Consider the following 21,476-nt stretch of genomic DNA (forward strand, 5'->3'; position numbering starts at 1 on the left):
GCCCGGACAGGGGCCGGGGTTCAGCCCGCCGCGCGGGGCGGGTCGAAGTTCGCCGCCTCGATGAAGTCGGGCCGCGGATCCAGCGCGGCGGCCAGCCGGAAGTGACGGCGCGCCTCGTCCCCACGGGACGCGCGCTGCAACGTACGGCCGAGCGCGAAGTGCGCGAACGCGTTGTCGGGCTCGCGCTCCAGCACGGTCTGGAACTCCATCTCCGCCGAGCGCAGTTGCGCGCCCAGGAAGAACGCGCGGGCGCGCAGCAGACGCGCGGCCGTGTTCTCCGGATGGGCCGAGATGACCGAGTCGAGCAGCTTCACCGCACCGCGTGGGTCACGCGCCTCGATGAGATGCTCCGCCGCTCGGAACTCGATGACATGGGTCTCGGGCGTGGCCTCGGGCACGGGCTGCCTCCTCACCGCGGTGCCGCACGACGCGCTTGCCGCGCGTGCGTGTCCAGGGGAACCGTCTCTTCCGACGGTTCGACGAGCCTGTTGACGGACACCACAACACACCGCTGTCGGCGACTATTCCCCGTCACCATGCCGTCTCACACGTGCCACCGGCGATCTCGCACGCGGCCCGCACCCGGCCCGCACGCCGCGCGGTCAGGCCCGCAGCCCCTCCCAGACCTTCCGGACCTGCGGTTCCAGGTTCTCCAGCGCGCCGTCGTTGTCGATCACGATGTCGGCCACCGCGAGCCGCTCCTCGCGGGTCGCCTGGGCCGCCATGCGGGCCCGTGCCTCCGACTCCCCCATGCCGCGCAGCCGTACCAGCCGGTCCAACTGTGTCTCGGGCGAGGCGTCGACGACCACGACCCGGTCGTAGAGCGGCGCGAGGCCGTTCTCCGTGAGCAGCGGAACGTCGTGGACGACGACCGCTTCCTCGCCCGCCTCCCGCTCCAGTTCGGCGGAGCGCGCGCCGACGAGTGGGTGGACGATGGCGTTCAGCGCGGCCAGCCGTTCGGTGTCACCGAAGACGATGGAGCCGAGTTTGGGGCGGTCCAGGCTGCCGTCCGGAGCGAGGACGTCCGTCCCGAACTCCGCGACCACCTCCGCCAGTCCCGGCGTGCCCGGCTCCACGACCTCGCGCGCGATCCTGTCCGCGTCGACGATCACCGCTCCGTACGACGCGAACAGCCGCGAGACCTCGCTCTTGCCCGCGCCGATCCCGCCCGTCAGTCCGACCTTGACCATGCCCATGCGCGCCACGCTATACGGTGCGGGCCCGCTGACCGGACACGCGGCCACCGTTACCCGCCCGCGCCCGCCATGGCGCGTGCGCCGCGCGCCGTGCGCCATCACACCCCGCCCGGCCTCCCCCGCGCCCCGCATGCACCGCGCGTCCGGCGCCCCGGCTACCGCCCGCCGTCGGACCCGTCCCCGCCGCGCCCCTCACCGGGACCACCACCCGGGCCACCCGCGCCGCCCGCGCCGCCGCCCTCCTCCTCGCGCTCCGCGAGGAAGCGCTCGAAGACGGCGCCGAGTTCCTCGGCCGAGGGCAGCTCGGCGGGCTCGGCCACCAGGCTGCCGCGCGTCTCGGCACCGGCCAGCGCGTCGTACTGCTGCTCCAGGCCGCGCACCACCGACACCAGTTCCTCGTCGCCCTCGGCGAGCTGCCGCTCGATCTCGTTCTGCGTCTTGAGCGCCTCGCTGCGCAGCGCGTGGGCGACCTCGGGCAGCACCAGCCCGGTGGCCGAGGTGATCGCCTCGATGACGACGAGCGCGGCGTCCGGATACGTGGAGCGCGCGATGTAGTGCGGGACGTGCGCGACCACGCCGAGCACATCGTGCCCGGACTCCGCGAGCCGCAGCTCGACCAGCGCCGCCGCACTGCCCGGCACCTGCGCCTCGTCGAAGACGTCCCGCTGGCCCGCGACGAGATCCGTGCGGTTGCCGTGCGGGGTGATGCCGACGGGGCGGGTGTGGGGGACGCCCATGGGAATGCCGTGGAAGTTGACGGAGAGACGGACGCCGAGGCGCTCCACCACCTCGCGCACCGCCGCCGTGAACCGCTCCCACTCGACGTCGGGTTCGGGCCCCGACAGCAGCAGGAACGGGGACCCCGTGGCGTCCCGCACGAGGCGCAGGTCCAGGCGCGGGGTGTCGTAGGAGACCCACTGATTCCGCCGGAAGGTCATCATCGGGCGCCTGGCCCGGTAGTCGATGAGCCTGTCGACGTCGAAGCGCGCGACCGTGACGTAGGGCTGGCTGTCGAGCAGCCGCTCCACGATCTGGTCGCCGGTGTCACCCGCGTCGATGAAGCCCTCGAAGTGGTAGAGCATCACCAGCCCGGCGCCGTCTGGCTCGTCCACGATCGCGTCGACCGCCGCGAGTCCGCTCGCGTCCCAGGTATACATGCTCTGCGCACTGTGCGGTTCCAGCACTGCTGCCGCCCCTCCTCGTCGCTTACCCCCGGCATAACGTCCGCCGCCGCCCGCGCATTCCGGCCGTCGCCCTCTGTGAACGTACGGCATCGGACCGACAGCCGCGGAATCGGCCGACGGGCGGCGACCGCGAGACCACGGCCGGCCGGAAACAGCCGTGAGGCCCGCTCCCCGGAGGGAACGGGCCTCACTTGGCCGTGCTGTCTGTCGGTCCCGGTTCAGGCTCCGGCGCTCACGCCTCGGCCCTCACCCGCCGCTCGTTCAGCGCGGTGAGCACTCGGCTCGGCCTCAGCTCTGGCCGCCCGCGAGCTTCTCGCGGAGCGCCGCCAGGGCCTCGTCCGAGGCGAGGGCGCCGCCGTCGTCGCTCGACTCCGAGGAGTACGAGCCGCCGCCGCCCTGGCCACCGCCGCTGCTGCTCTGGCCGCCGCCCTGCTGCGCCGGAGTGCCACCGGTGGCACCCTCGGCCGCGGCCTGCTCGTCGGCCTCGCGGGACTTGATGACCTGCGCCTGGTGCTGCTCGAAGCGGCTCTGCGCCTCGGCGTACTGGTTCTCCCACGCCTCGCGCTGGGTCTCGAAGCCCTCGAGCCAGTCGTTGGTCTCGGGGTCGAAGCCCTCGGGGTAGATGTAGTTGCCCTGGTCGTCGTACGACGCGGCCATGCCGTAGAGCGTCGGGTCGAACTCGACCGCGGTCGGGTCGGCACCGAAGGACTCGTTGGCCTGCTTCAGCGAGAGGCTGATGCGGCGACGCTCGAGGTCGATGTCGATGACCTTGACGAAGATCTCGTCGTTGACCTGGACGACCTGCTCCGGGATCTCCACGTGGCGCTCGGCCAGCTCGGAGATGTGGACCAGACCCTCGATGCCCTCGTCCACGCGGACGAACGCGCCGAACGGCACGAGCTTCGTGACCTTGCCGGGCACGACCTGGCCGATCTGGTGGGTCCGGGCGAACTGCTGCCACGGGTCTTCCTGGGTCGCCTTGAGCGACAGGGACACGCGCTCGCGGTCCATGTCGACGTCCAGGACCTCGACCGTGACCTCCTGGCCGACCTCGACGACCTCGGAGGGGTGGTCGATGTGCTTCCAGGACAGCTCGGAGACGTGAACGAGTCCGTCCACGCCGCCCAGGTCCACGAAGGCGCCGAAGTTGACGATGGAGGAGACGACGCCGGAGCGCACCTGGCCCTTCTGGAGGGTGGTGAGGAAGGTCTGGCGGACCTCGCTCTGCGTCTGCTCCAGCCAGGCACGGCGGGACAGGACCACGTTGTTGCGGTTCTTGTCCAGCTCGATGATCTTGGCCTCGAGCTCCTTGCCGACGTACGGCTGGAGGTCGCGGACACGGCGCATCTCGACCAGGGAAGCCGGGAGGAAGCCACGGAGGCCGATGTCGAGGATGAGACCACCCTTGACGACCTCGATGACCGTACCGGTGACGATGCCGTCCTCTTCCTTGATCTTCTCGATGGTGCCCCAGGCACGCTCGTACTGAGCGCGCTTCTTCGAGAGGATCAGGCGGCCTTCCTTGTCCTCCTTCTGGAGGACCAGGGCCTCGATCTCGTCACCGACGGCGACAACCTCATTGGGGTCGACGTCGTGCTTGATCGACAGCTCTCGGGAAGGGATGACACCTTCGGTCTTGTAACCGATGTCGAGCAGGACCTCGTCCCGGTCGACCTTCACGATGACGCCGTCGACGATGTCGCCGTCGTTGAAGTACTTGATCGTCTCGTCGATCGCGGCGAGGAATTCTTCCTCGGAACCGATGTCGTTAACCGCAACCTGCGGGGTGGTGGCGGTGGTCTCGGTGCTGCTCGTCATGTGGGAAAGGGTCTCCGGTACGGACAGTGAGTCGTAGGTACTGCTACGCCGAGAGCCCGTTCCATCGCACCTACATGCAAGCCAGCCGGACACGGCCTTGAGAGCCACTTACCCGAGGGGACATCCACCAGATGCGAGCGCGACCTGCTCCGTCCGAGGCGCGCAGGCCCGCAGCGCAACTTGTAGCATACGGGGGCTGCTGGGCATGGTCAATGCGCGAAAGAGCACACCTGGGATGGAACCTCCCATACCCGGCAGAGTCCGCCCCGGACGGCACGCGCGGCGGGTGCAGCGCGGCCACGCGGCCACCTCGTCGCCACAAGCTTCACCAGCGAGGATACGGGTCGTGGCGCGATACTGACAGCCCCGGGCACGACCCGGGGCGTCCGGCCGTGACCGACGGGCCGGGCAGGAGCGTCCCGTACGACACCGCGAGGTAGCCCCCAGTGCCCCACGAGCACGATCCCGCACCCTTCACACCTTCTTCACCTTCCACGCCCGCCGACCCCACTCCCGCCTCGTCCGTCGACGAGGAAGCGGAGGCCGTGCGGCGCGCGGCCGGGGACGCGGAGAGCAGCCTCGCCAACCGCGGCTGGTGGAACCGCAACGCGGACGAGTACCAGAACGACCACGGCGACTTCCTCGGCGACGCCCGCTTCGTGTGGTGCCCCGAGGGGCTGGACGAGGAGGAGGCGGAGCTGCTGGGTCCGGCCTCCTCGCTGCGCGGCCTGGACGTGCTGGAGATCGGCGCGGGCGCCGCGCAGTGCTCGCGCTGGCTGGCGGCGCAGGGCGCCCGTCCCGTCGCGCTCGACCTCGCGCACCGGCAGCTCCAGCACGCGCTGCGGATCGGCGACGGCCTCGGCGGCGATCCCCCCTTCCCCCTCGTGGAGGCCGACGCCAGGGCGCTGCCCTTCGCCGACGGGTCGTTCGACCTGGCCTGCTCGGCCTTCGGCGCCGTCCCCTTCGTCGCGGACCCGGTGCGGGTGATGCGCGAGGTGCGCAGGGTGCTGCGTCCTGGCGGGCGCTGGGTGTTCTCGGTCACCCATCCCGTCCGGTGGGCCTTCGCGGACGAGCCGGGGCCCGAGGGGCTCGCGGCGATCACGTCGTACTTCGACCGCACCCCGTACGTGGAACAGGACGACGCGGGCCGCGCCGTCTACGTCGAGCACCACAGGACGCTGGGCGACCGGGTGCGGGACGTGGTGGCCGGGGGCTTCCGGCTGGTGGACCTCGTCGAGCCCGAGTGGCCGGAGTGGAACCAGCAGGTCTGGGGCGGCTGGTCCCCGCTGCGCGGCGGGCTGCTGCCCGGCACGGCGATCTTCGTCTGCGAGCGCGACGACGACCGTGACGACGGCCGCGACGACAACAGGGGCGGCCACGGGGGCGGAGGCGGAGGCTCGTGAGCGCCGGGGCGCGCGCCGACGCGTGGGAGCGGCTGCCCGTGCGCGCAGCGCTGCCCGCGCTACGGGAGGCGCTGGAGGCGCGCGGGACCGCCGTGCTGCACGCGCCGCCCGGCACCGGCAAGACCACGCTGGTGCCGCTCGCGCTGGCCGGGCTGCTGGACGACGGCGCTCCGCCGCGGCGCGTGCTGGTCGCCGAGCCGCGCAGGATGGCGGCGCGCTCGGCCGCGCGGCGCATGGCGTGGCTGCTGGGCCAGCGCCCCGGTGAGAACGTCGGCTTCACGGTGCGCGGGGAGCGCAAGGTGGGGCGCCGCACGCGGGTCGAGGTCGTCACCACGGGGGTGCTGCTGCAACGGCTCCAGCGGGACCAGGAGCTGCCGGGGGTGGACGTCGTGCTGGTGGACGAGTGCCACGAGCGCCATCTGGACGCGGACACGGCGGTCGCGTTCCTCGTCGACGTACGCGCGACGCTGCGCCCCGAGCTGCGGCTGATCGCGGCCTCGGCGACGCAGGACAGCGCGTCCTGGGCGCAGCTTCTCACCGTCCTGGACGGTTCCGGGCCCGCGCCGGTCGTGTGGGCCAGTGGCGAGGGGCACGCCGTCGCGGTCCGCTACGTCCCGCCGCCCGCGCCCGTGCGTCCGGCCCACGGCACCTGGGTCGATCCCGCGCTGCTGCGGCACGTGGCGGCGACGGTGCGGCTGGCCCTGGACAGCGTTTCCGGGGGCATGGGCGGGGGTGGGGGTCCCGACGGCGATGTGCTGTGCTTCCTGCCGGGGGTCGGCGAGATCGCGCGGGTGGCCGGGCTGCTGGGCGACGTGGACGCTGACGTGCTGCAACTGCACGGGAGGGCGCCCGCCGCGACACAGGACGCGGTGCTGCGGGGGCGCGGCCCCTCGGATACGTCGGATACATCGGATACGGAGGGCTCTGGGGGCGGGCGGCGGCGGGTGATCCTCGCGACGTCCGTCGCCGAGTCGAGCCTGACGGTGCCCGGTGTGCGCGCGGTCGTCGACTCGGGCCTGGCCCGCGAGCCCAGGACGGACCACGCGAGGGGGCTGGGTTCGCTCGCGACGGTGCGGGTCTCGCTCGCCGCCTCGGCCCAGCGGGTGGGCCGGGCCGGTCGGGAGGCGCCCGGTGTGGCGTTCCGCTGCTGGGCGGAGGCGGAGGACGGGGGCCGTCCGCGCTGGCCGTCGCCGGAGATCACGGTCGCCGATCTGACGGCTTTCGCGCTCCAGGCCGCGTGCTGGGGCAGCCCCGACGCGGCGGACCTGGCGCTGCTTGACGTGCCTCCGGCCGGGGCGATGGCCGCGGCGCGGGAGGTGCTCGGCGCGATCGGCGCGGTGGGCCCCGACGGACGGGTGACCGCCAGGGGCACCCGCATGGCGCGGCTGGGCCTGCCGCCGCGCCTGGCCAGGGCGCTGCTCGACGGCGCGGACCTGGTGGGCCGCGAGCGTGCGGCCGAGGCGGTGGCGCTGCTGAGCGAGGAGCCGCCGAGGGAGTACGGGGACGACGCGGCGGAGGCGCTGCGGGCCGCGCGGCGCGGGCACGACGCGTACGGGGCGCGCTGGCGCGCTGAGGTCGCCAGGCTGCGGGGCGCGCTGGAGAGCACGTCGTCCCCGGAGGCTTCCCCCGGGGAAGGGCGACGGGCCGACAGCGGCTCCCTGGACGAGGCCGGGGCCGTGGGCGCTGTGGTGGCGCTCGCGTATCCGGAGCGGGTCGGGCGGGCGCGGGGCGCGGGCGCCTGCCTGATGGCCTCGGGCACGCGTGCCCGGTTGCGGGAGGGCTCGGCGCTGCGGGACGCGCCATGGCTGGCCGTGGCGGTCGCGGACCGCCCGGTGGGCGACGCCTTCGCGCGGGTGCGGCTGGCCGCCGCCGTCGACGAGGAGACTGCCCGTCGTGCGGCGGGCGCGCTCCACGGCGTACGGGAAGAGGTGCGCTGGGACGGCGCGCGCGGTGATGTGGTGGCCCGCGAAGTGGAGACGCTGGGCGCGGTCGAGCTGTCCGCGCGCCCCCTCTCGTCGCCCGATCCGGCGCGGGTGCGGGAAGCGGTGCTCGACGGGCTGCGCGGCGAGGGGCTCGGGCTGCTGCGCTGGTCGGAGGGCGCGAGGTCGCTGCGCGCCCGGCTGGCCTTCCTGCACAGGGAGCTGGGCGAGCCCTGGCCCGATGTGTCGGACGAGGCGCTGCTGGAGCGCGCCGGCGACTGGCTGGGGCAGGCGCGTTCACGCGCCGCGCTGGCCCGGATCGACGCCGCGCAGGTGCTGAAGGGGCTGCTGCCCTGGCGCGGTGGCGAGGCGGCGCGGCTGGACGAGCTGGCGCCCGAGCGCGTCGAGGTGCCGTCAGGGTCGCGGATACGCGTCGGCTACGACGGGGACCAGCCCGTACTGGCCGTGAAGTTGCAGGAGCTGTTCGGCTGGCGCGAGACGCCGCGGCTGGCGGGTGGGCGCGTGCCGCTGCTCGTCCATCTGCTGTCGCCCGCGGGGCGGCCCGCCGCCGTGACGGCGGACCTGGCCTCGTTCTGGCGCGAGGGCTACCACTCCGTACGGGCCGAGCTGCGCGGGCGCTACCCCAAGCACCCGTGGCCCGAGGATCCGACGACGGCGGAGCCGACGCGGCGCGTGTCGTCCCGTGCGGGTCAGGCGGGACGTGCGGGGCAGCCGGGGCGTGCGGGCGGGTCCGGTGCGGGCGGGAAGCGGGCGGGCGGCTGAGGCAGGCCGGGCCGGGCGGCGGCCCCGAGACCGGTCGGGGTCAGACCCCGGCGGGCTGGGGATCGGGGTCCGGGTCGAGGGCTGCGGCGTCGTCGTCGGACGCCGGGCCCGAGGGGCGCCGGGAGCGCGCCTCCAGGAGCAGCGAGAGCGTGAGCAGTCCGCCGCCGAGTACGAGGAAGCCCCACGGCAGATAGGCGGTCAGCAGCAGCACGAGCTGGCGCTGGGAGCTGACGAGGTCGTAGGTGGCGTCGAGGTAGTCGGGGCGTATCTTCACGTGCCCGGCGAAGGCGGTCAGCGGCTCCTTGTCGGGCTTGCCCGTCCAGCGCATCTCCTCCTTGTGGATCTCCTCCCCGTTGACGGGCGCTCCGGTTGTCGGCTCGACCCAGAACATGCGCTTCGTGCTGTACCAGCGCTCCATCCCGGCCTGCTTCACGACCTCGGGAGTGGCGCCCATGGGGAGCTTCTTGGGGACCTTGACCTTCGTCCACGGGATGGTCTGCTCGAAGTAGTAGACCTCCAGGCCGCGGAAGTTCTGGGTGCCCTTGTAGTGGATGGGCGCCGAGGTGCGGGTCTGGAAGTCGAAGTACTCGTAGTCCCGCTTCTCGGTGAGGAACGGCCACTTGTACTCGACGCCCTCGCGCCTGACCGGGTCCCCGTCGACGTGCTCGCCCTTCGCGTGGACGGGCTCCTGGGTGTGGGCGTCGAAGATGTAGCGCTCGGGGATGCGGGAGACCATCTCGCCGTCGGGGTCGGCGACGTAGCTGAGGGTGTCCCAGACGACGACGTCGCGGCCCGTGCTGTCCTTGACCTTCCCGGCTTCCTTCACGTTGCCCTTGAGGGTCTGCACGATGCTGACCTTGTCGACCTTCTTGGGCTTCATGGTCGCGTAGTCGAGGAGGGTGGCGTTCTTCGCCTCTAGGACCATGTCCTGGTACTGGCTGGGCGGGATCTTCGCCAGGCGCGGGAACGCGTACCAGCGCATGAGCGGGGACAGCGCGGTGAAGAAGACCGCGAAGGCGAGAAGGACCAGACTGGCTCGGCGGCGCATGGCGTGACGGCCCTCCTGCTACGGGTGCCGGGGGACGGTGGTGTGCAGCGGCTTCGGTGAGGTCTCGCCGGGCGGGACGCCGACGGCCGTCATCGCGAGGACGAGGGCGACGGCGGCCACCAGACCGATCCCGGCCGCGACGAGGGCGCGCATGCTCGGTACCTCCCGTACGGAAGAACTGATACAGCGTCAGGGCGGGGGCACCGTAGCAACGGGGGCGCGAGATGAGAACACGTCGCACCGGACGGGGCCGCACCGCACCGCAGTGGGCCGGGCCGTACGCGAAACACCGCACCGCCGTCGCGGCGTGACGGCGGTGCGGTGCGGGTGGTGTCCGGTGCGGGTCAATTCCGGGCTTGGGCCTGGGCCTGGGCCGTCAGGACTTCGCCACCTCCAGCTCGACGGTCAGCTTCGCGCCGTCGGCCGTGGTGAGCTGGAGCTTGAACGTGCCCTCGTTCCCGTCGGTGTAGATCTTCGGGAGCCGCAGCACGCCCTCGGCGTCGGTCTTGAGGCCGCTGAGGGAGCGCACGGTCTTGCCGTCCGCCTTGAAGTACGGGCCCTTGTGGTTCTGCACGGGGAGGGCGCCGTCGGTGATCATCTTGGCGGAGACCGGCACACCGGGCACGGCCGCGCCCTTGTACGTGGCCTTGACCTCGACCGCGTCGGCGAAGCTGCCGTTCGCCCCGGCCTTCAGCTCGTCGCCGGAGACGCGGGTCAGCTTGTCGGCCCTGGCCTTGACCGTCGCACTGAAGTCGGCCCGCAGCGAGGTGCCCACGGCCGTCGCGCGGACGGTGAAGGTCCCGGCCTCGGCACCCGCGCTCAGCTTGGGCGCGGTGGCGATGCCGTCGGCGTTGGTGGAGACGGTGGCGCTGCGCGCGCCTCCGGGGAAACGCGCGCCGGTCTCGCCGACGATGGCGAACTTCACGCGCGCCTCGTCGACCGGCTTGCCCTTGCTGTTCTCAGCGCGTACGCGCAGGCGCTCGGCGAAGGTGCCGCCCGCCGTCGCCGTCACCGCGCGGTCGCTGTCGTGCTCCAGGACGCTGGGGGCCGTGGGGCTCGGGGAGGGCGACTCGCTCTCCCCGCCTCCGCCGCCGCTGCCTCCGGGCTTGGACGGGTCGGGACTGGGGCTGCCGGGCTTGCTGGGCTTCTGGGAGCCGTTGCCGCCCGGGGTCTTCCCGCCTCCCTTGCCGGAACCGCCGTTGTCACCCGACTTCCCGCCGCTGCTGCCGCTACCGCTGCCGCCCGACGAGCCGCCGGACGCGTTCTTGTTGCCCGCGCCGGGAGAGGTGGGAAGCTGGCCCAGGCCGTCCGGGACCTCGTGGGCGCCCTTGCGGTAGAACTCGTACCAGGACAGGACCGTGCGCAGATAATCCTGGGAGTTGTTGTAGCTCAGGATCGCGCGGTCCAGATCGGCCTTCTGTGACAGGTCACGGCCGCCCGCGCAGAGGTACTTGCCCGCCGCGAGCGCGGCGTCGTAGACGTTGTTCGGGTCCTTGCGGCCGTCGCCGTTCCCGTCCGCGCCCCAACTGGCCCACGTCGACGGTATGAACTGCATCGGGCCGACGGCCCTGTCGTACGTCGAGTCGCCGTCCCACTCGCCGCCGTCCGTGTCCGTGATCCGGGCGAATCCCTCGCCGTTCAGCACGGGGCCGAGGATCGGCTTGAGGGTGGTGCCGTTCTTGTCGACGGCGCCGCCGCGTGCCTGGCCCGACTCCACCTTGCCGATGGCCGCGAGGAGTTCCCAGCGCAGCCCGCAGTTGGGCAGGGAGGCCGTCAGTGAGGACTGCGCCTTCTTGTACGCGTCCAGTACGGAGGCCGGTATGCCCGACTCCGCCTCTCCCACGCCGGGTATCGCCGAGGCGCCGTCGGACGGCGCGGGGGACTCCAGTGGTGGCAGTTCCGTGTGGTACGAGTCGTCGCCCTGGGCACCACTGTCGCGCTGCGCCGAGTCCGCGCGTGCCTTGCCGTCCTCGTCCGAGCCGCCGCCCAGCACCGCGCCCGGTGCCTGCGAGGCGGTGAGCGCCGCCATCGCGACGGCCGCGATGGCCGTACTGGTCACTCCCCTGCGGAGCCTGCTGCCGCCTACGCGCCGCCCTCCGTCCGTAGCGGTGTACTGCCTGGCCGCTGCGTGCCTACCGCGGTACCGCCCCATGAGCCCGTCCCGTCCTCTCCCCTTCGGACACCGCACCCGTGAACTGTCGTGACCTTACGACAAGTCCAGGCCCGAAGTCAGCGCTCGTGGGGCACTCCGGGCACTCCCGGCGCATTTGGCGGGTTCGGGACGGTGCCGGACCCGAGGCGGATTCCGGTTTCGCGAAGGTGAGGGGGATTCGTCCCCGGGGCCTGGCCCGGGACTCCGGGGTTTCCGGGTCCCGGATTCCCGGGGCTGCGGGGCTGCGGGGCTGCGGGCGCTAGGAGAGTCCGGGGTGCTCCGGGGGCTCGGGGGGATCGGGGATCTCGGAGGGTCCGGGGCCGTCGGAAGGCTGCGGGCCGTCGACGGGGCCGGGGCTCTGCGGGCTGGTTCCGGTGCCCGCGGTGTCCGCGGTGTCCGCCGGAACGCTGCCGTCCGGGGTCCGGTCGATGGAGCCGTGCGGCGTGTAGCCCCGGCGTTCCTGTTTGCGCCCGGAGTGAAGGTTCCGGTTCACGGCGTGCGCCAGGCGTTCGATCGTCCGGACGCTCTGGGCCATCGACCCGTCGTCCTGGGTGAGCACGGCCATGCGGTACGGACCCTTCGCGCCACCCGTGAAGGCGCCGACGCTGTGGACGCGCCAGCCGCCCGAGGGCCGCGACAGCCAGCCGTTCTTCAGATGGACCCGCACCCGGCGCGGCACCCCGGCCGAGACGCCCCAGCGCTGGCCGCGCTGGACCCTGCCGAGGAGGGTGAGCGCGTGGCTGCGGTTCTTGAGGAAGGACTTGGCGTTGGTGAGCAGACCCAGCAGCCGCGTCTGGTCGCGGGCCGAGGTACGGGTGAGGCCCCAGAGGCGTCCCGGGCCCAGCGTGGTGTCCTGCGTACCGGCCTCGCGCAGGAACGCGTGCAGACGGGACCGGCCCAGGTCCGACCACAGGGTGGAGGCGGCGGAGTTGTCGGAGCGCGTGATCATCGCGCGCAGGAGCTGTGCCTCCCGGCTGGTGAGTCCGCCGCCCTTGCCCTTGTCCTTGCCGCGCGTCTCGGCGCGGTGCAGCGTCGCCTCCATGATCAGCACCTTGGTGACGCTGGCCGCCTCGTACTGTGATCGCTCCCGTGACCGGCAGCGCATCCCGTACGCCTCGGCGCGCACGTCGAACGCGATGGACCCCGGTCTGGTCCGCAGCACCTTGCGCAGCTCGCGTTCGACGCGCGCCGCGAAGGCGGGGCGCGTCGGCGAGGTGCAGATCTTCGGAGCGGCGGGCTTCGCGGACGCGGACGGCTTCGCGGACGCGGACGGCTTCGCGGACGCGGACGGCTTCGCCGGGGTGGCGGAGGCGGCGGGGGTGCCGTCGGGGATGCCGGGGTCGGCGTGGTGAGGGGCGGTGGCCGCCAGCGTCGCGGAGGCCGGGGCGCACAGGGTGAGGACCAGGGCGCCGACGACCAGTGCGCGGCTGCCCGCGCGGGCGCGGGCAGCCACCGGTGTCACCTCGGTCGGATGGGGGCGGGTGCGGGGCGCCATGGGTGCGCTTGTCCGGGCGGGAGGGGTGCCGTTGACGACCATGGGCCCACCTTCCGGTGACGTGTGCCAGCGCCGCACGCGGGACTGCGCCAAGCGGCGCAACGGCGCCCGGCCGCGGAACCGGCCCGCGCCACGGCCGAGGCACCGGAACCCCCGCCCAGCTCCTGCGGCCCCTGCCCGACGCACCCGGCCAACGAGCCCCGGACACGGAACCGGAGCCCACCCCGGCCGGACGCGCCAGCACCCCCGCCCGGCCCTCAGCCAGCACACTTACCCGGCCAACGGGCCCCGCCCCGCGAAGCAGGGCCCCTCCGGAGGGGGAGCACCGCAACCCGCTCGGTCGACGGCGGCGCCCCGCCTCCGCCTGCGTCAGTGCGCCGCGGACTCCCAGTCCGGGCCGGAACCGACGGAGACGTCCAGCGGGGCGCGCAGCTTTGCCGCCCCGGCCATCTCGCGCCGGACCAGCTCCTCCACCGCTTCCCGCTCGCCCGGCGAGATCTCCAGCACGATTTCGTCGTGCACCTGGAGCAGCATGCGCGAGCTGAGCTTCTCCTTGCGCAGTGCCTCGTCCACGCGCAGCATCGCGATCTTGACGATGTCGGCCGCCGTGCCCTGGATCGGCGCGTTGAGCGCCATCCGCTCGGCCATCTCGCGGCGCTGGCGGTTGTCGCTGTTGAGGTCGGGGAGATAGCGGCGGCGGCCCAGGATCGTCTGGGTGTAGCCGATGGCGCGGGCCTCCTCCACGACGTTCTGGAGATAGTCCCGCACGCCGCCGAAGCGCTCGAAGAAGTTGTCCATCAGCCTGCGGGCCTCGTCCGGGGCGATGCCGAGCTGCTGGGAGAGGCCGAAGGCGGACAGGCCGTACGCCAGCCCGTAGGACATCGCCTTGATCTTGCGGCGCATCTCGGGATCGACCTGGGACTTCTCCACGCCGAAGACCTGCGAGGCGACGGTGGTGTGCAGGTCCTCGCCGGAGGTGAACGCCTCGATCAGGCCCGCGTCCTCCGAGAGGTGGGCCATGACGCGCAGCTCGATCTGGCTGTAGTCCGCGGTCATGAGGGACTCATAGCCCTCGCCGACGCGGAAGCCCTTGCGGATCGCGCGGCCCTCGTCCGTGCGCACCGGCACGTTCTGGAGGTTGGGTTCCGTGGAGGAGAGGCGGCCCGTCGCCGCCACGGTCTGGCTGAAGCTGGTGTGGATGCGGCCGTCGGCGGCGATGGTCTTGATCAGGCCCTCGACGGTGGTGCGCAGCTTCTGCTGCTCGCGGTAGCGCAGCATCAGCACCGGCAGCTCGTGCTCGGTCTGCGCGGCGAGCCAGGCGAGGGCGTCGGCGTCCGTGGTGTAGCCGGTCTTGGTCTTCTTCGTCTTGGGCAGGCCCAGCTCGCCGAAGAGGACCTCCTGGAGCTGCTTGGGCGAGCCGAGGTTGAACTCGTGGCCCACCGCCGCGTGCGCTTCCTTCACCGCCTGCTGGACTGCGTCGGCGAACTGCTGCTCCATCTTCGTCAGCCACTCGCGGTCGGCCGCGATGCCCGCGCGCTCCATGCGGGCCAGCAGCGCCGAGGTGGGCAGCTCCATGTCCCGCAGCAGCTCCGCCGCGCCGACCTGCGCCAGCCTGCCCTCGAAGACCTCGCCGAGATCGAGGATCGTGCGGGCCTTGGCCATCAGCGCCTCGGCCTCCGCCTGCTCGTCCACGCCGAAGGCGAGCTGTCCGCCGCCCTCGGCCGCTGGGCCCAGCTCGCGGCCCAGATACTCCACGGACAGCGCGTCCAGCGCGAAGGAACGGCGGCCCGGCTTGTCCAGATAGGCGGCCAGCGCGGTGTCCATGTGGACGCCCTCGACGCTCCAGCCCTGCTCACCGAAGACCCGCATGATCGCCTTGGCGTCGTGCAGGACCTTCTTCCTGGCCGTGTCGGCGCTCCAGGCGGCGAACGCCTTCTCGTCGGCCTCGTCCAGTTGCGCGGGATCGAACCAGGCGGCCGGGCCCTCGGCCGTGGCCAGCGCGATCTCGCTGACGCTGCCCGTGCCCAGCTTCCACACATCGACCGTGGCCAGGCCGAGCGGCACGCCCCCGTGCTCGTCCAGCCACGGGCCCAGCTCGCCCGCGCCGAGCACGGCGCCGTCCACCTGGACTCCGGCGTCCGGGACGATCTCCTCCTCGACCGCTCCGGGATCGACGGCGAACAGCCGCTCCCGGAAGTTCGGGTTGCGGAACTCCAGCGCGTCCAGGACGACTCCGAGTGCCTCCCTGTCGTACGCCGCGCGCTCCAGGTCATCCGGGCGGCAGGGCAGCTCGACGTCCCTGACCAGCTCCGTCAGATGGCGGTTGAGTTTGATGGAGTCCAGGTGCTCGCGGAGGTTCTGCCCGGCCTTGCCCTTGACCTCCTCGGCGCGCTCGATGAGATCCGCGAGGGAGCCGAACTGGGTGATCCACTTCGTGGCGGTCTTCTCGCCGACGCCGGGGATGCCCGGGAGGTTGTCCGACGGGTCACCGCGCAGGGCCGCGAAGTCCGGGTACTGGGAGGGCGACAGGCCGTACTTCTCCAGCACCTTCTCGGGCGTGAAGCGCGTCAGCTCCGAGACGCCCTTCGTGGGGTAGAGCACCGTGACCTGATCGCTCACGAGCTGGAAGGAATCGCGGTCACCGGTGACGATCGAGACCTGGAAGCCCTCGGCCTCGGCCTGGGTGGCGAGAGTGGCGATGACATCGTCCGCCTCGAAGCCGTCGACGGCGAAGCGGCGCACCCCCATCGCGTCCAGCAGCTCCCCGATCAGCTCGACCTGGCCCTTGAACTCGTCCGGGGTCTTGGAGCGGTTCGCCTTGTACTCGGCGAACTCCTCGGAGCGCCAGGTCTTGCGCGAGACGTCGAAGGCGACGGCGAAGTGGGTGGGCGCTTCGTCGCGCAGGGTGTTCGCCAGCATCGAGGCGAAGCCGTAGATCGCGTTCGTCGGCTGGCCCGTGGAGGTGGAGAAATTCTCCGCGGGCAGCGCGAAGAACGCCCTGTAGGCCAAAGAGTGCCCGTCCATGAGGAGCAGGCGCTGCGCGTGCTGGGGTGCCGTCTCTTTCGATGCCTTCTTAGCCACGTCCCCGATACTGTCACGGCCCACTGACAATCCGGTTCCCCCGCCCGCGAGCCCCGGAAGCGCCGGGCCGAAGCCGGGCCGAAGCCGTCACCCCGCGTCCCCTCGTGTCACTCCCGCCACGCTCGGTCACCCGCGCAGTGTGCCCTCCGGCACCCCGGCCCCGTCCCCCTCCCGTCCGCGCCGCACACCGTGGCAGGATCGGCACCATGCGTAAGCCGCCTGCTCAGGACCCGGTCCAGGACTCCCCCGACGTCTCCGCGCCCCAGCACTACGCCGCCGGAACGGCCGCCGTCGGGCACTCCCTCCGCATCGCCCAGCAGCAGATGGGGGTGCGCCGCACCGCGCTCACCCTGCTCCGGGTCAACCAGAAGGACGGCTTCGACTGTCCGGGCTGCGCCTGGCCCGAGCCGGACAAGCGGCACGCGGCCGAGTTCTGCGAGAACGGCGCCAAGGCCGTCGCCGAGGAGGCGACGCTGCGCAGGGTCACCCCGGAGTTCTTCGCCGAGCACCCCGTCGCCGACCTCGCGCACCGCTCCGGCTACTGGCTCGGCCAGCAGGGCCGTCTCACCCGGCCGATGTACCTGCCCGAGGGCGGCGAGCGCTACGAACCGGTCTCCTGGGAGCGCGCGTTCGACATCATCGCCGAGGAACTGACCGCGCTGGACTCCCCGGACGAGGCCCTCTTCTACACCTCGGGCCGCACCAGCAACGAGGCCGCGTTCCTCTACCAGCTCTTCGCGCGCGAGTTCGGCACCAACAACCTGCCCGACTGCTCCAACATGTGCCACGAGTCCTCGGGCTCCGCGCTCACCGAGACCCTCGGCGTCGGCAAGGGCAGCGTGCTGCTGGACGACCTCCACAAGGCCGATCTGATCATCGTCGCCGGGCAGAACCCGGGCACCAACCACCCCCGCATGCTCTCCGCGCTGGAGAAGGCGAAGGCGGGCGGTGCGAAGATCATGACGGTGAACCCGCTGCCCGAGGCGGGCCTGGAGCGGTTCAAGAACCCGCAGACCCCGCGCGGCCTCGCGGGCGGCGGCACCCCGCTGACCGACCTGTTCCTCCAGATCCGCATCGGCGGCGACCAAGCCCTCTTCCGCGCGCTGAACCGGCTCGTCCTGGAGACGGAGGGCGCCGTCGACGAGGAGTTCGTGCGCACCTACACGCACGGCTTCGAGGAGTTCGCGCGCACCGCACGCGAGGGCGACGCCGACTGGGAGGCGACGCTCGCGGCGACGGGCCTGGACCGGGCCGAGATCGAGGCCGCCCTGCGCATGGTCCTGGAGTCCGAGCGCACCGTCGTGTGCTGGGCGATGGGCCTCACCCAGCACAAACACTCCGTGCCCACCATCCGCGAGGTCGTCAACTTCCTGCTGCTGCGCGGCAACATCGGCCGCCCCGGCGCGGGCGTCTGCCCCGTGCGCGGGCACAGCAACGTGCAGGGCGACCGCACCATGGGCATCTTCGAGCGGCCCGCGCCCGCGTTCCTGGACGCCCTGGAGAAGGAGTTCGGCTTCGCGCCCCCGCGCGAGCACGGGCTGGACGTCGTCCGCGCCATCCGCGCCCTGCGCGACGGGCAGGCCAAGGTCTTCTTCGCGATGGGCGGCAACTTCGTGGCCGCCTCGCCCGACACCGACGTCACCGAGGACGCGATGCGCCGCGCACGGCTGACGGTGCACGTCTCCACGAAGCTGAACCGCTCACACTGCGTCACGGGCGCCCGCGCCCTGATCCTGCCCACGCTGGGCAGGACCGAGCGCGACCTCCAGGGCAGCGGCGAGCAGTTCGTGACCGTCGAGGACTCCATGGGCATGGTGCACGCCTCGCGCGGGCGCCTGGACCCGGCGAGCGAGCACCTGCTGTCCGAGCCCGCGATCGTCAGCCGGATGGCCCGCCGCGTGCTGGGCGCGGACTCGGCCACGCCGTGGGAGGAGTTCGAGAAGGACTACGCGACGATCCGCGACCGCATAGCCCGCGTCATCCCCGGCTTCGAGGACTTCAACGCCCGCGTGGCACGCCCCGAGGGATTCGCGCTGCCGCACGCGCCGCGCGACGACCGCCGCTTCCCCACCGCCACGGGGAAGGCCAACTTCACCGCGGCGCCCGTCGAGTACCCGAGGCTGCCGGAGGGGCGGCTGCTGCTCCAGACGCTGCGCTCCCACGACCAGTACAACACCACGATCTACGGCCTCGACGACCGCTACCGGGGCATCAAGAACGGCCGCCGCGTCGTCCTCGTACACCCCGAGGACGCGACGGCGCTCGGCCTGGCCGACGGCGCCTACGCCGACCTCACCAGCGAGTGGAACGACGGCACCGAGCGTACGGCGCGCGGCTTCCGCGTCGTGCACTACCCGACCGCGCGCGGCTGCGCCGCCGCCTACTACCCGGAGACGAACGTCCTCGTGCCCCTGGACGCCACCGCCGACGTCAGCAACACCCCGGCCAGCAAGTCCGTGGTGATCCGCGTCACTCCCTCCTGAGCGCACGCTCAGCCACCTGATAGGAACAGGTGGGTACGACAGCGACATGACCGGCCGACGGTGCCGGCCGCACGAGGGTGATCGGAGCCGCAGCCCATGGGCGAGCAGACCACGACCAAGTTCCCGCAGGAGATCCTCGACCAGTGGGCGGGCTCAGGGCTCGACCTGCCGTCCCTCTTCTCGGCCGGTCACCTCGGCGAGCGCATGGGCCTCCAGGTGGTGGAGGCGGCACCGGAGAGGGTCGTCGGCACCCTCCCCGTAGAGGGCAACACCCAGCCGTACGGGCTGCTGCACGGCGGCGCCTCCGCCGTGCTCGCCGAGACCCTCGGCTCGGTCGGCGCCATGCTGCACGGCGGCCCCGGCAAGATCGCCGTCGGCGTCGACCTCAGCTGCACCCACCACCGCGGCCTGCGCTCAGGGCTGGTCACCGGCGTCGCCACCCCCGCGCACCAGGGCCGCAGCACCGCCACGTACGAGGTCGTCATCACCGACGAGCGGGGCAAGCGGGTGTGCACGGCCCGGCTGACCTGCATGCTGCGCGACGCCTCACCCGACGGCGGCAGCACCGGCAACCCCGAGGGCGCCGCGCGCTGACCCTGTGCTGACCGCCCGCTGACCCTTCGCCGACCGCACCACGCGGCCGGAGCGCCCGCAACCGGTGCGCCCGGCCGCGCACCGGCACGCGCTCTGGCCCCCGGCCCGCGAGCCCGCTAGCTTCACGCGCATGGGGGACTCCGTGCGCGAACCCGAAGTGCTGGCGGCCGGGGACGAATCACGGCGCCTGCACGAGCGCTGGGAAACCCTCCCCCACCGCGTACGCCGCACGGCCGTCACCGCGCTCGGCCTCGCCCTGCTCGCCGCCGCCACCGGCTACGCGCTCGCCGTACGCCCCGGCCCCCCGCACGCCCCGCCGCGCGCCCGCGCCCCCTACCCCGCGCAGGCCGTCAGCGTCAGCTTCTCGCGGATCAGCGACGTCTCCCCCGACGAGGGGACGTTCACGATCGAGCTGCTCGCCAGCACCACCTCGCCCGTCTCCGTCGAACGCGTCACCCAGGGCTACGAAGCGCTCGACCTCACCTCCGCCTCGCCGCACCCCGTCGAGGTCACCGCGTACTCCCCCAAGAAGCTCATCCTGCGTGCGCGGATCATCAGTTGCCGAGGGCTGCCGATCGACGCGGGCATGCCCTTCCTCGAAGTGACGCTCCGTAACACGCGCGCGGTACAGGACTTCAGCGTGATCCCGGGAGAAAGGTACGCACACGAACTGACGCGGGTATTCCGTACGGTATGCGGACCCTCTTCGCGCCCCTCCGCACCCGCCCCCTGAGCCAACTGGCCCTTCGATGCCCGATACGTGTCCGCTACATCGCCGATACACCCCGAAACAGAACCGTTGTAAGGGACACCGCGCCCGGAGAGGTACACCTCGACGCGCGTCAATAACAAGAGAGTCACATCCTGGCTTGCACCTCTGCCCGACTCCAGTCCTCGGCCATAGAGTCACCGCCAGTCACCGCGCCGCCGGGCGTGCGATGCGAGCACCGATCTGTACCACCCCAGTACGGCCCGGCGCGCCTACGGCCATTCACCTGTGATGGCCGCGCCAGGGGAAAGGACTGATCGTGCGTCACCGTTCCTTGCTCATACTCACCACCGCCGTCACCGCGGGAGCCCTCACGCTCTCCGCGTGCGGATCACGCGACGAAAGCGGCGGCGGGGACAGTGGGAAGAACACCACTGTCACCATCGGGCTCGATGCCCCGCTCACCGGTGACCTGTCCGCTCTGGGCCAGGGCATCAAGAACTCGGCCGACCTCGCGGTCAAGACCGCGAACAAGGAGAAGACGGCCGAGGGCGTCACCTTCAAGCTGGAGCCGCTCGACGACGCGGCCCAGCCCTCGGCAGGACAGCAGAACGCCAACAAGTTCGTCGCCAACGACGAGGTCATCGGCGCCGTCGGCCCCCTGAACTCCAACGTCGGCCAGTCGATGCAGAAGGTCTTCGACAAGGCGAGCATGGTCCAGATCTCGCCCGCCAACACGGCACCCGAGCTGTCCCAGGGCAACAACTGGCGCACCGGCAAGAAGGAGCGCCCCTTCGACACGTACTTCCGCACCTCCACGACGGACGCCATCCAGGGCCCGTTCGCCGCGCAGTACATGTACAACGAGAAGAAGCTCAAGTCCGTCTACGTGGTCGACGACAAGAAGACCTACGGCAAGGGCCTCGCGGCGACCTTCAAGGCCGAGTTCGAGAAGCTGGGCGGCAAGGTGGTCGGCACCGACCACGTCGACCCCAAGGAGAAGGACTTCACCGCCGTCGCCAACAAGATCGCCAAGGCGAAGCCCGAATTCGTCTACTACGGCGGCGAGTACCCGGCCGGCGCCCCCCTCTCCGACCAGGCCAAGCAGGCCGGGCTCGACGGCCCCGTCGTCGGCGGTGACGCACTCTTCAGCGCCGAGTACGTGAAGCTGGCCAAGAAGAACTCCGAGGGCGACCTCGCCTCCTCCGTCGGCGCCCCCCTGGAGACGCTCGACACGGCCAAGGAGTTCATGAAGAACTACAAGGCCGAGGGCTACAAGCTCCCCTACGAGGCATACGGCGGCTACGCCTACGACTCCACCTGGGCCATCATCGAGGCCGTCAAGGCAGTCGTCGAGAAGAACGACGGCAAGCTGCCCGAGGACATCAACGAGGCCCGCGAGCAGGTCGTCGAAGCCACCCAGGACGTCAAGTTCGACGGCGTCAGCGGCCAGGTCGGCTTCGACCAGTACGGCGACACCACCAACAAGCAGCTCTCGCTGTACGAGGTCAAGAACGGCGAGCACAAGCCCGTCAAGACCGGCACCTTCAACGACTGACCCGGGCCAACCGCCCCGTCCCGCACGCCCACACACCCGCGGGGGCGCCAACA

General features: G+C 72.1%; 15 protein-coding genes. 6 read left to right on the plus strand and 9 right to left on the minus strand.

The features are described 5' to 3' along the window. Nucleotides 1-20: 20 nt before the first annotated feature. The 4 genes from ACYVOO_RS12915 to rpsA form a co-directional block, all read right to left on the minus strand. Nucleotides 21-398, minus strand: coding sequence for a tetratricopeptide repeat protein (locus tag ACYVOO_RS12915; protein WP_453345221.1), 378 nt, complete (start codon nucleotides 396-398; stop codon nucleotides 21-23). 204 nt (nucleotides 399-602) lie between these two features. Further along, the gene (coaE, locus tag ACYVOO_RS12920; RefSeq protein ID WP_461015893.1) at nucleotides 603-1,190 is read right to left on the minus strand and encodes a dephospho-CoA kinase; all 588 of its coding nucleotides are present in this window, start codon (nucleotides 1,188-1,190) and stop codon (nucleotides 603-605) included. A gap of 161 nt (nucleotides 1,191-1,351) precedes the next feature. Continuing rightward, complete coding sequence (locus ACYVOO_RS12925) at nucleotides 1,352-2,353, minus strand: PAC2 family protein (protein ID WP_461015788.1); 1,002 nt, start codon at nucleotides 2,351-2,353, stop codon at nucleotides 1,352-1,354. A gap of 315 nt (nucleotides 2,354-2,668) precedes the next feature. Then, nucleotides 2,669-4,198 (minus strand): 30S ribosomal protein S1, encoded by a 1,530-nt coding sequence (gene rpsA, locus ACYVOO_RS12930; RefSeq protein ID WP_461015789.1) that lies wholly within the window; start codon nucleotides 4,196-4,198, stop codon nucleotides 2,669-2,671. Between the two features lie 545 nt (nucleotides 4,199-4,743). Between rpsA and ACYVOO_RS12935 the strand changes: the two genes are divergently transcribed. Then, nucleotides 4,744-5,601 carry a class I SAM-dependent methyltransferase gene (locus ACYVOO_RS12935; protein ID WP_461015894.1) on the plus strand — a complete coding sequence of 286 codons (858 nt, stop codon included), beginning with the start codon at nucleotides 4,744-4,746 and terminating at the stop codon, nucleotides 5,599-5,601. Continuing rightward, nucleotides 5,598-8,303: an ATP-dependent helicase HrpB gene (gene hrpB / locus ACYVOO_RS12940; protein ID WP_461015790.1), complete on the plus strand. Its 2,706-nt coding sequence runs from the start codon at nucleotides 5,598-5,600 to the stop codon at nucleotides 8,301-8,303. Before ACYVOO_RS12935 ends, hrpB begins: the two co-directional genes overlap by 4 nt. A gap of 40 nt (nucleotides 8,304-8,343) precedes the next feature. On the opposite strand, the gene ACYVOO_RS12945 is transcribed toward hrpB, so the two are convergent. The 5 genes from ACYVOO_RS12945 to polA form a co-directional block, all read right to left on the minus strand. Continuing rightward, nucleotides 8,344-9,351, minus strand: a complete 1,008-nt coding sequence (locus ACYVOO_RS12945; protein ID WP_461015791.1) for a PorA family protein — start codon at nucleotides 9,349-9,351, stop codon at nucleotides 8,344-8,346. Between the two features lie 18 nt (nucleotides 9,352-9,369). Continuing rightward, nucleotides 9,370-9,504: an SPW_0924 family protein gene (locus ACYVOO_RS12950; RefSeq protein ID WP_461015792.1), complete on the minus strand. Its 135-nt coding sequence runs from the start codon at nucleotides 9,502-9,504 to the stop codon at nucleotides 9,370-9,372. Between the two features lie 223 nt (nucleotides 9,505-9,727). Next, a complete protein-coding gene (locus ACYVOO_RS12955) occupies nucleotides 9,728-11,410 on the minus strand; it encodes a lytic transglycosylase domain-containing protein (RefSeq protein WP_461015793.1) in 1,683 nt (560 codons plus the stop codon). 352 nt (nucleotides 11,411-11,762) lie between these two features. Continuing rightward, nucleotides 11,763-12,956: a serine hydrolase gene (locus ACYVOO_RS12960; RefSeq protein ID WP_461015794.1), complete on the minus strand. Its 1,194-nt coding sequence runs from the start codon at nucleotides 12,954-12,956 to the stop codon at nucleotides 11,763-11,765. A gap of 411 nt (nucleotides 12,957-13,367) precedes the next feature. Next, nucleotides 13,368-16,022, minus strand: coding sequence for a DNA polymerase I (gene polA, locus ACYVOO_RS12965; RefSeq protein WP_461015895.1), 2,655 nt, complete (start codon nucleotides 16,020-16,022; stop codon nucleotides 13,368-13,370). 263 nt (nucleotides 16,023-16,285) lie between these two features. Between polA and ACYVOO_RS12970 the strand changes: the two genes are divergently transcribed. The 4 genes from ACYVOO_RS12970 (at nucleotide 16,286) to ACYVOO_RS12985 (ending at nucleotide 21,423) form a co-directional block, all read left to right on the plus strand. Continuing rightward, the gene (locus ACYVOO_RS12970; RefSeq protein ID WP_461015795.1) at nucleotides 16,286-18,562 is read left to right on the plus strand and encodes an FdhF/YdeP family oxidoreductase; all 2,277 of its coding nucleotides are present in this window, start codon (nucleotides 16,286-16,288) and stop codon (nucleotides 18,560-18,562) included. Between the two features lie 96 nt (nucleotides 18,563-18,658). Beyond that, nucleotides 18,659-19,156, plus strand: coding sequence for a PaaI family thioesterase (locus ACYVOO_RS12975; protein ID WP_461015796.1), 498 nt, complete (start codon nucleotides 18,659-18,661; stop codon nucleotides 19,154-19,156). A gap of 130 nt (nucleotides 19,157-19,286) precedes the next feature. Then, complete coding sequence (locus ACYVOO_RS12980) at nucleotides 19,287-19,889, plus strand: hypothetical protein (RefSeq protein ID WP_461015797.1); 603 nt, start codon at nucleotides 19,287-19,289, stop codon at nucleotides 19,887-19,889. 295 nt (nucleotides 19,890-20,184) lie between these two features. After that, nucleotides 20,185-21,423, plus strand: a complete 1,239-nt coding sequence (locus ACYVOO_RS12985; RefSeq protein WP_461015798.1) for a branched-chain amino acid ABC transporter substrate-binding protein — start codon at nucleotides 20,185-20,187, stop codon at nucleotides 21,421-21,423. Nucleotides 21,424-21,476: the final 53 nt, after the last annotated feature.

It is taken from the genome of Streptomyces daliensis (assembly GCF_054782395.1).

Coding starts and splice junctions, on each gene's coding strand:
- ACYVOO_RS12945 (WP_461015791.1), bottom strand. CDS start 9,351: ATGCGCCGCCGAGCCAGTCTGGTCCTTCTCGCCTTCGCGGTCTTCTTC.
- rpsA (WP_461015789.1), bottom strand. CDS start 4,198: ATGACGAGCAGCACCGAGACCACCGCCACCACCCCGCAGGTTGCGGTT.
- ACYVOO_RS12970 (WP_461015795.1), top strand. CDS start 16,286: ATGCGTAAGCCGCCTGCTCAGGACCCGGTCCAGGACTCCCCCGACGTC.
- ACYVOO_RS12975 (WP_461015796.1), top strand. CDS start 18,659: ATGGGCGAGCAGACCACGACCAAGTTCCCGCAGGAGATCCTCGACCAG.
- coaE (WP_461015893.1), bottom strand. CDS start 1,190: ATGGTCAAGGTCGGACTGACGGGCGGGATCGGCGCGGGCAAGAGCGAG.
- ACYVOO_RS12980 (WP_461015797.1), top strand. CDS start 19,287: ATGGGGGACTCCGTGCGCGAACCCGAAGTGCTGGCGGCCGGGGACGAA.
- ACYVOO_RS12925 (WP_461015788.1), bottom strand. CDS start 2,353: ATGTATACCTGGGACGCGAGCGGACTCGCGGCGGTCGACGCGATCGTG.
- ACYVOO_RS12950 (WP_461015792.1), bottom strand. CDS start 9,504: ATGCGCGCCCTCGTCGCGGCCGGGATCGGTCTGGTGGCCGCCGTCGCC.
- polA (WP_461015895.1), bottom strand. CDS start 16,022: ATGGACGGGCACTCTTTGGCCTACAGGGCGTTCTTCGCGCTGCCCGCG.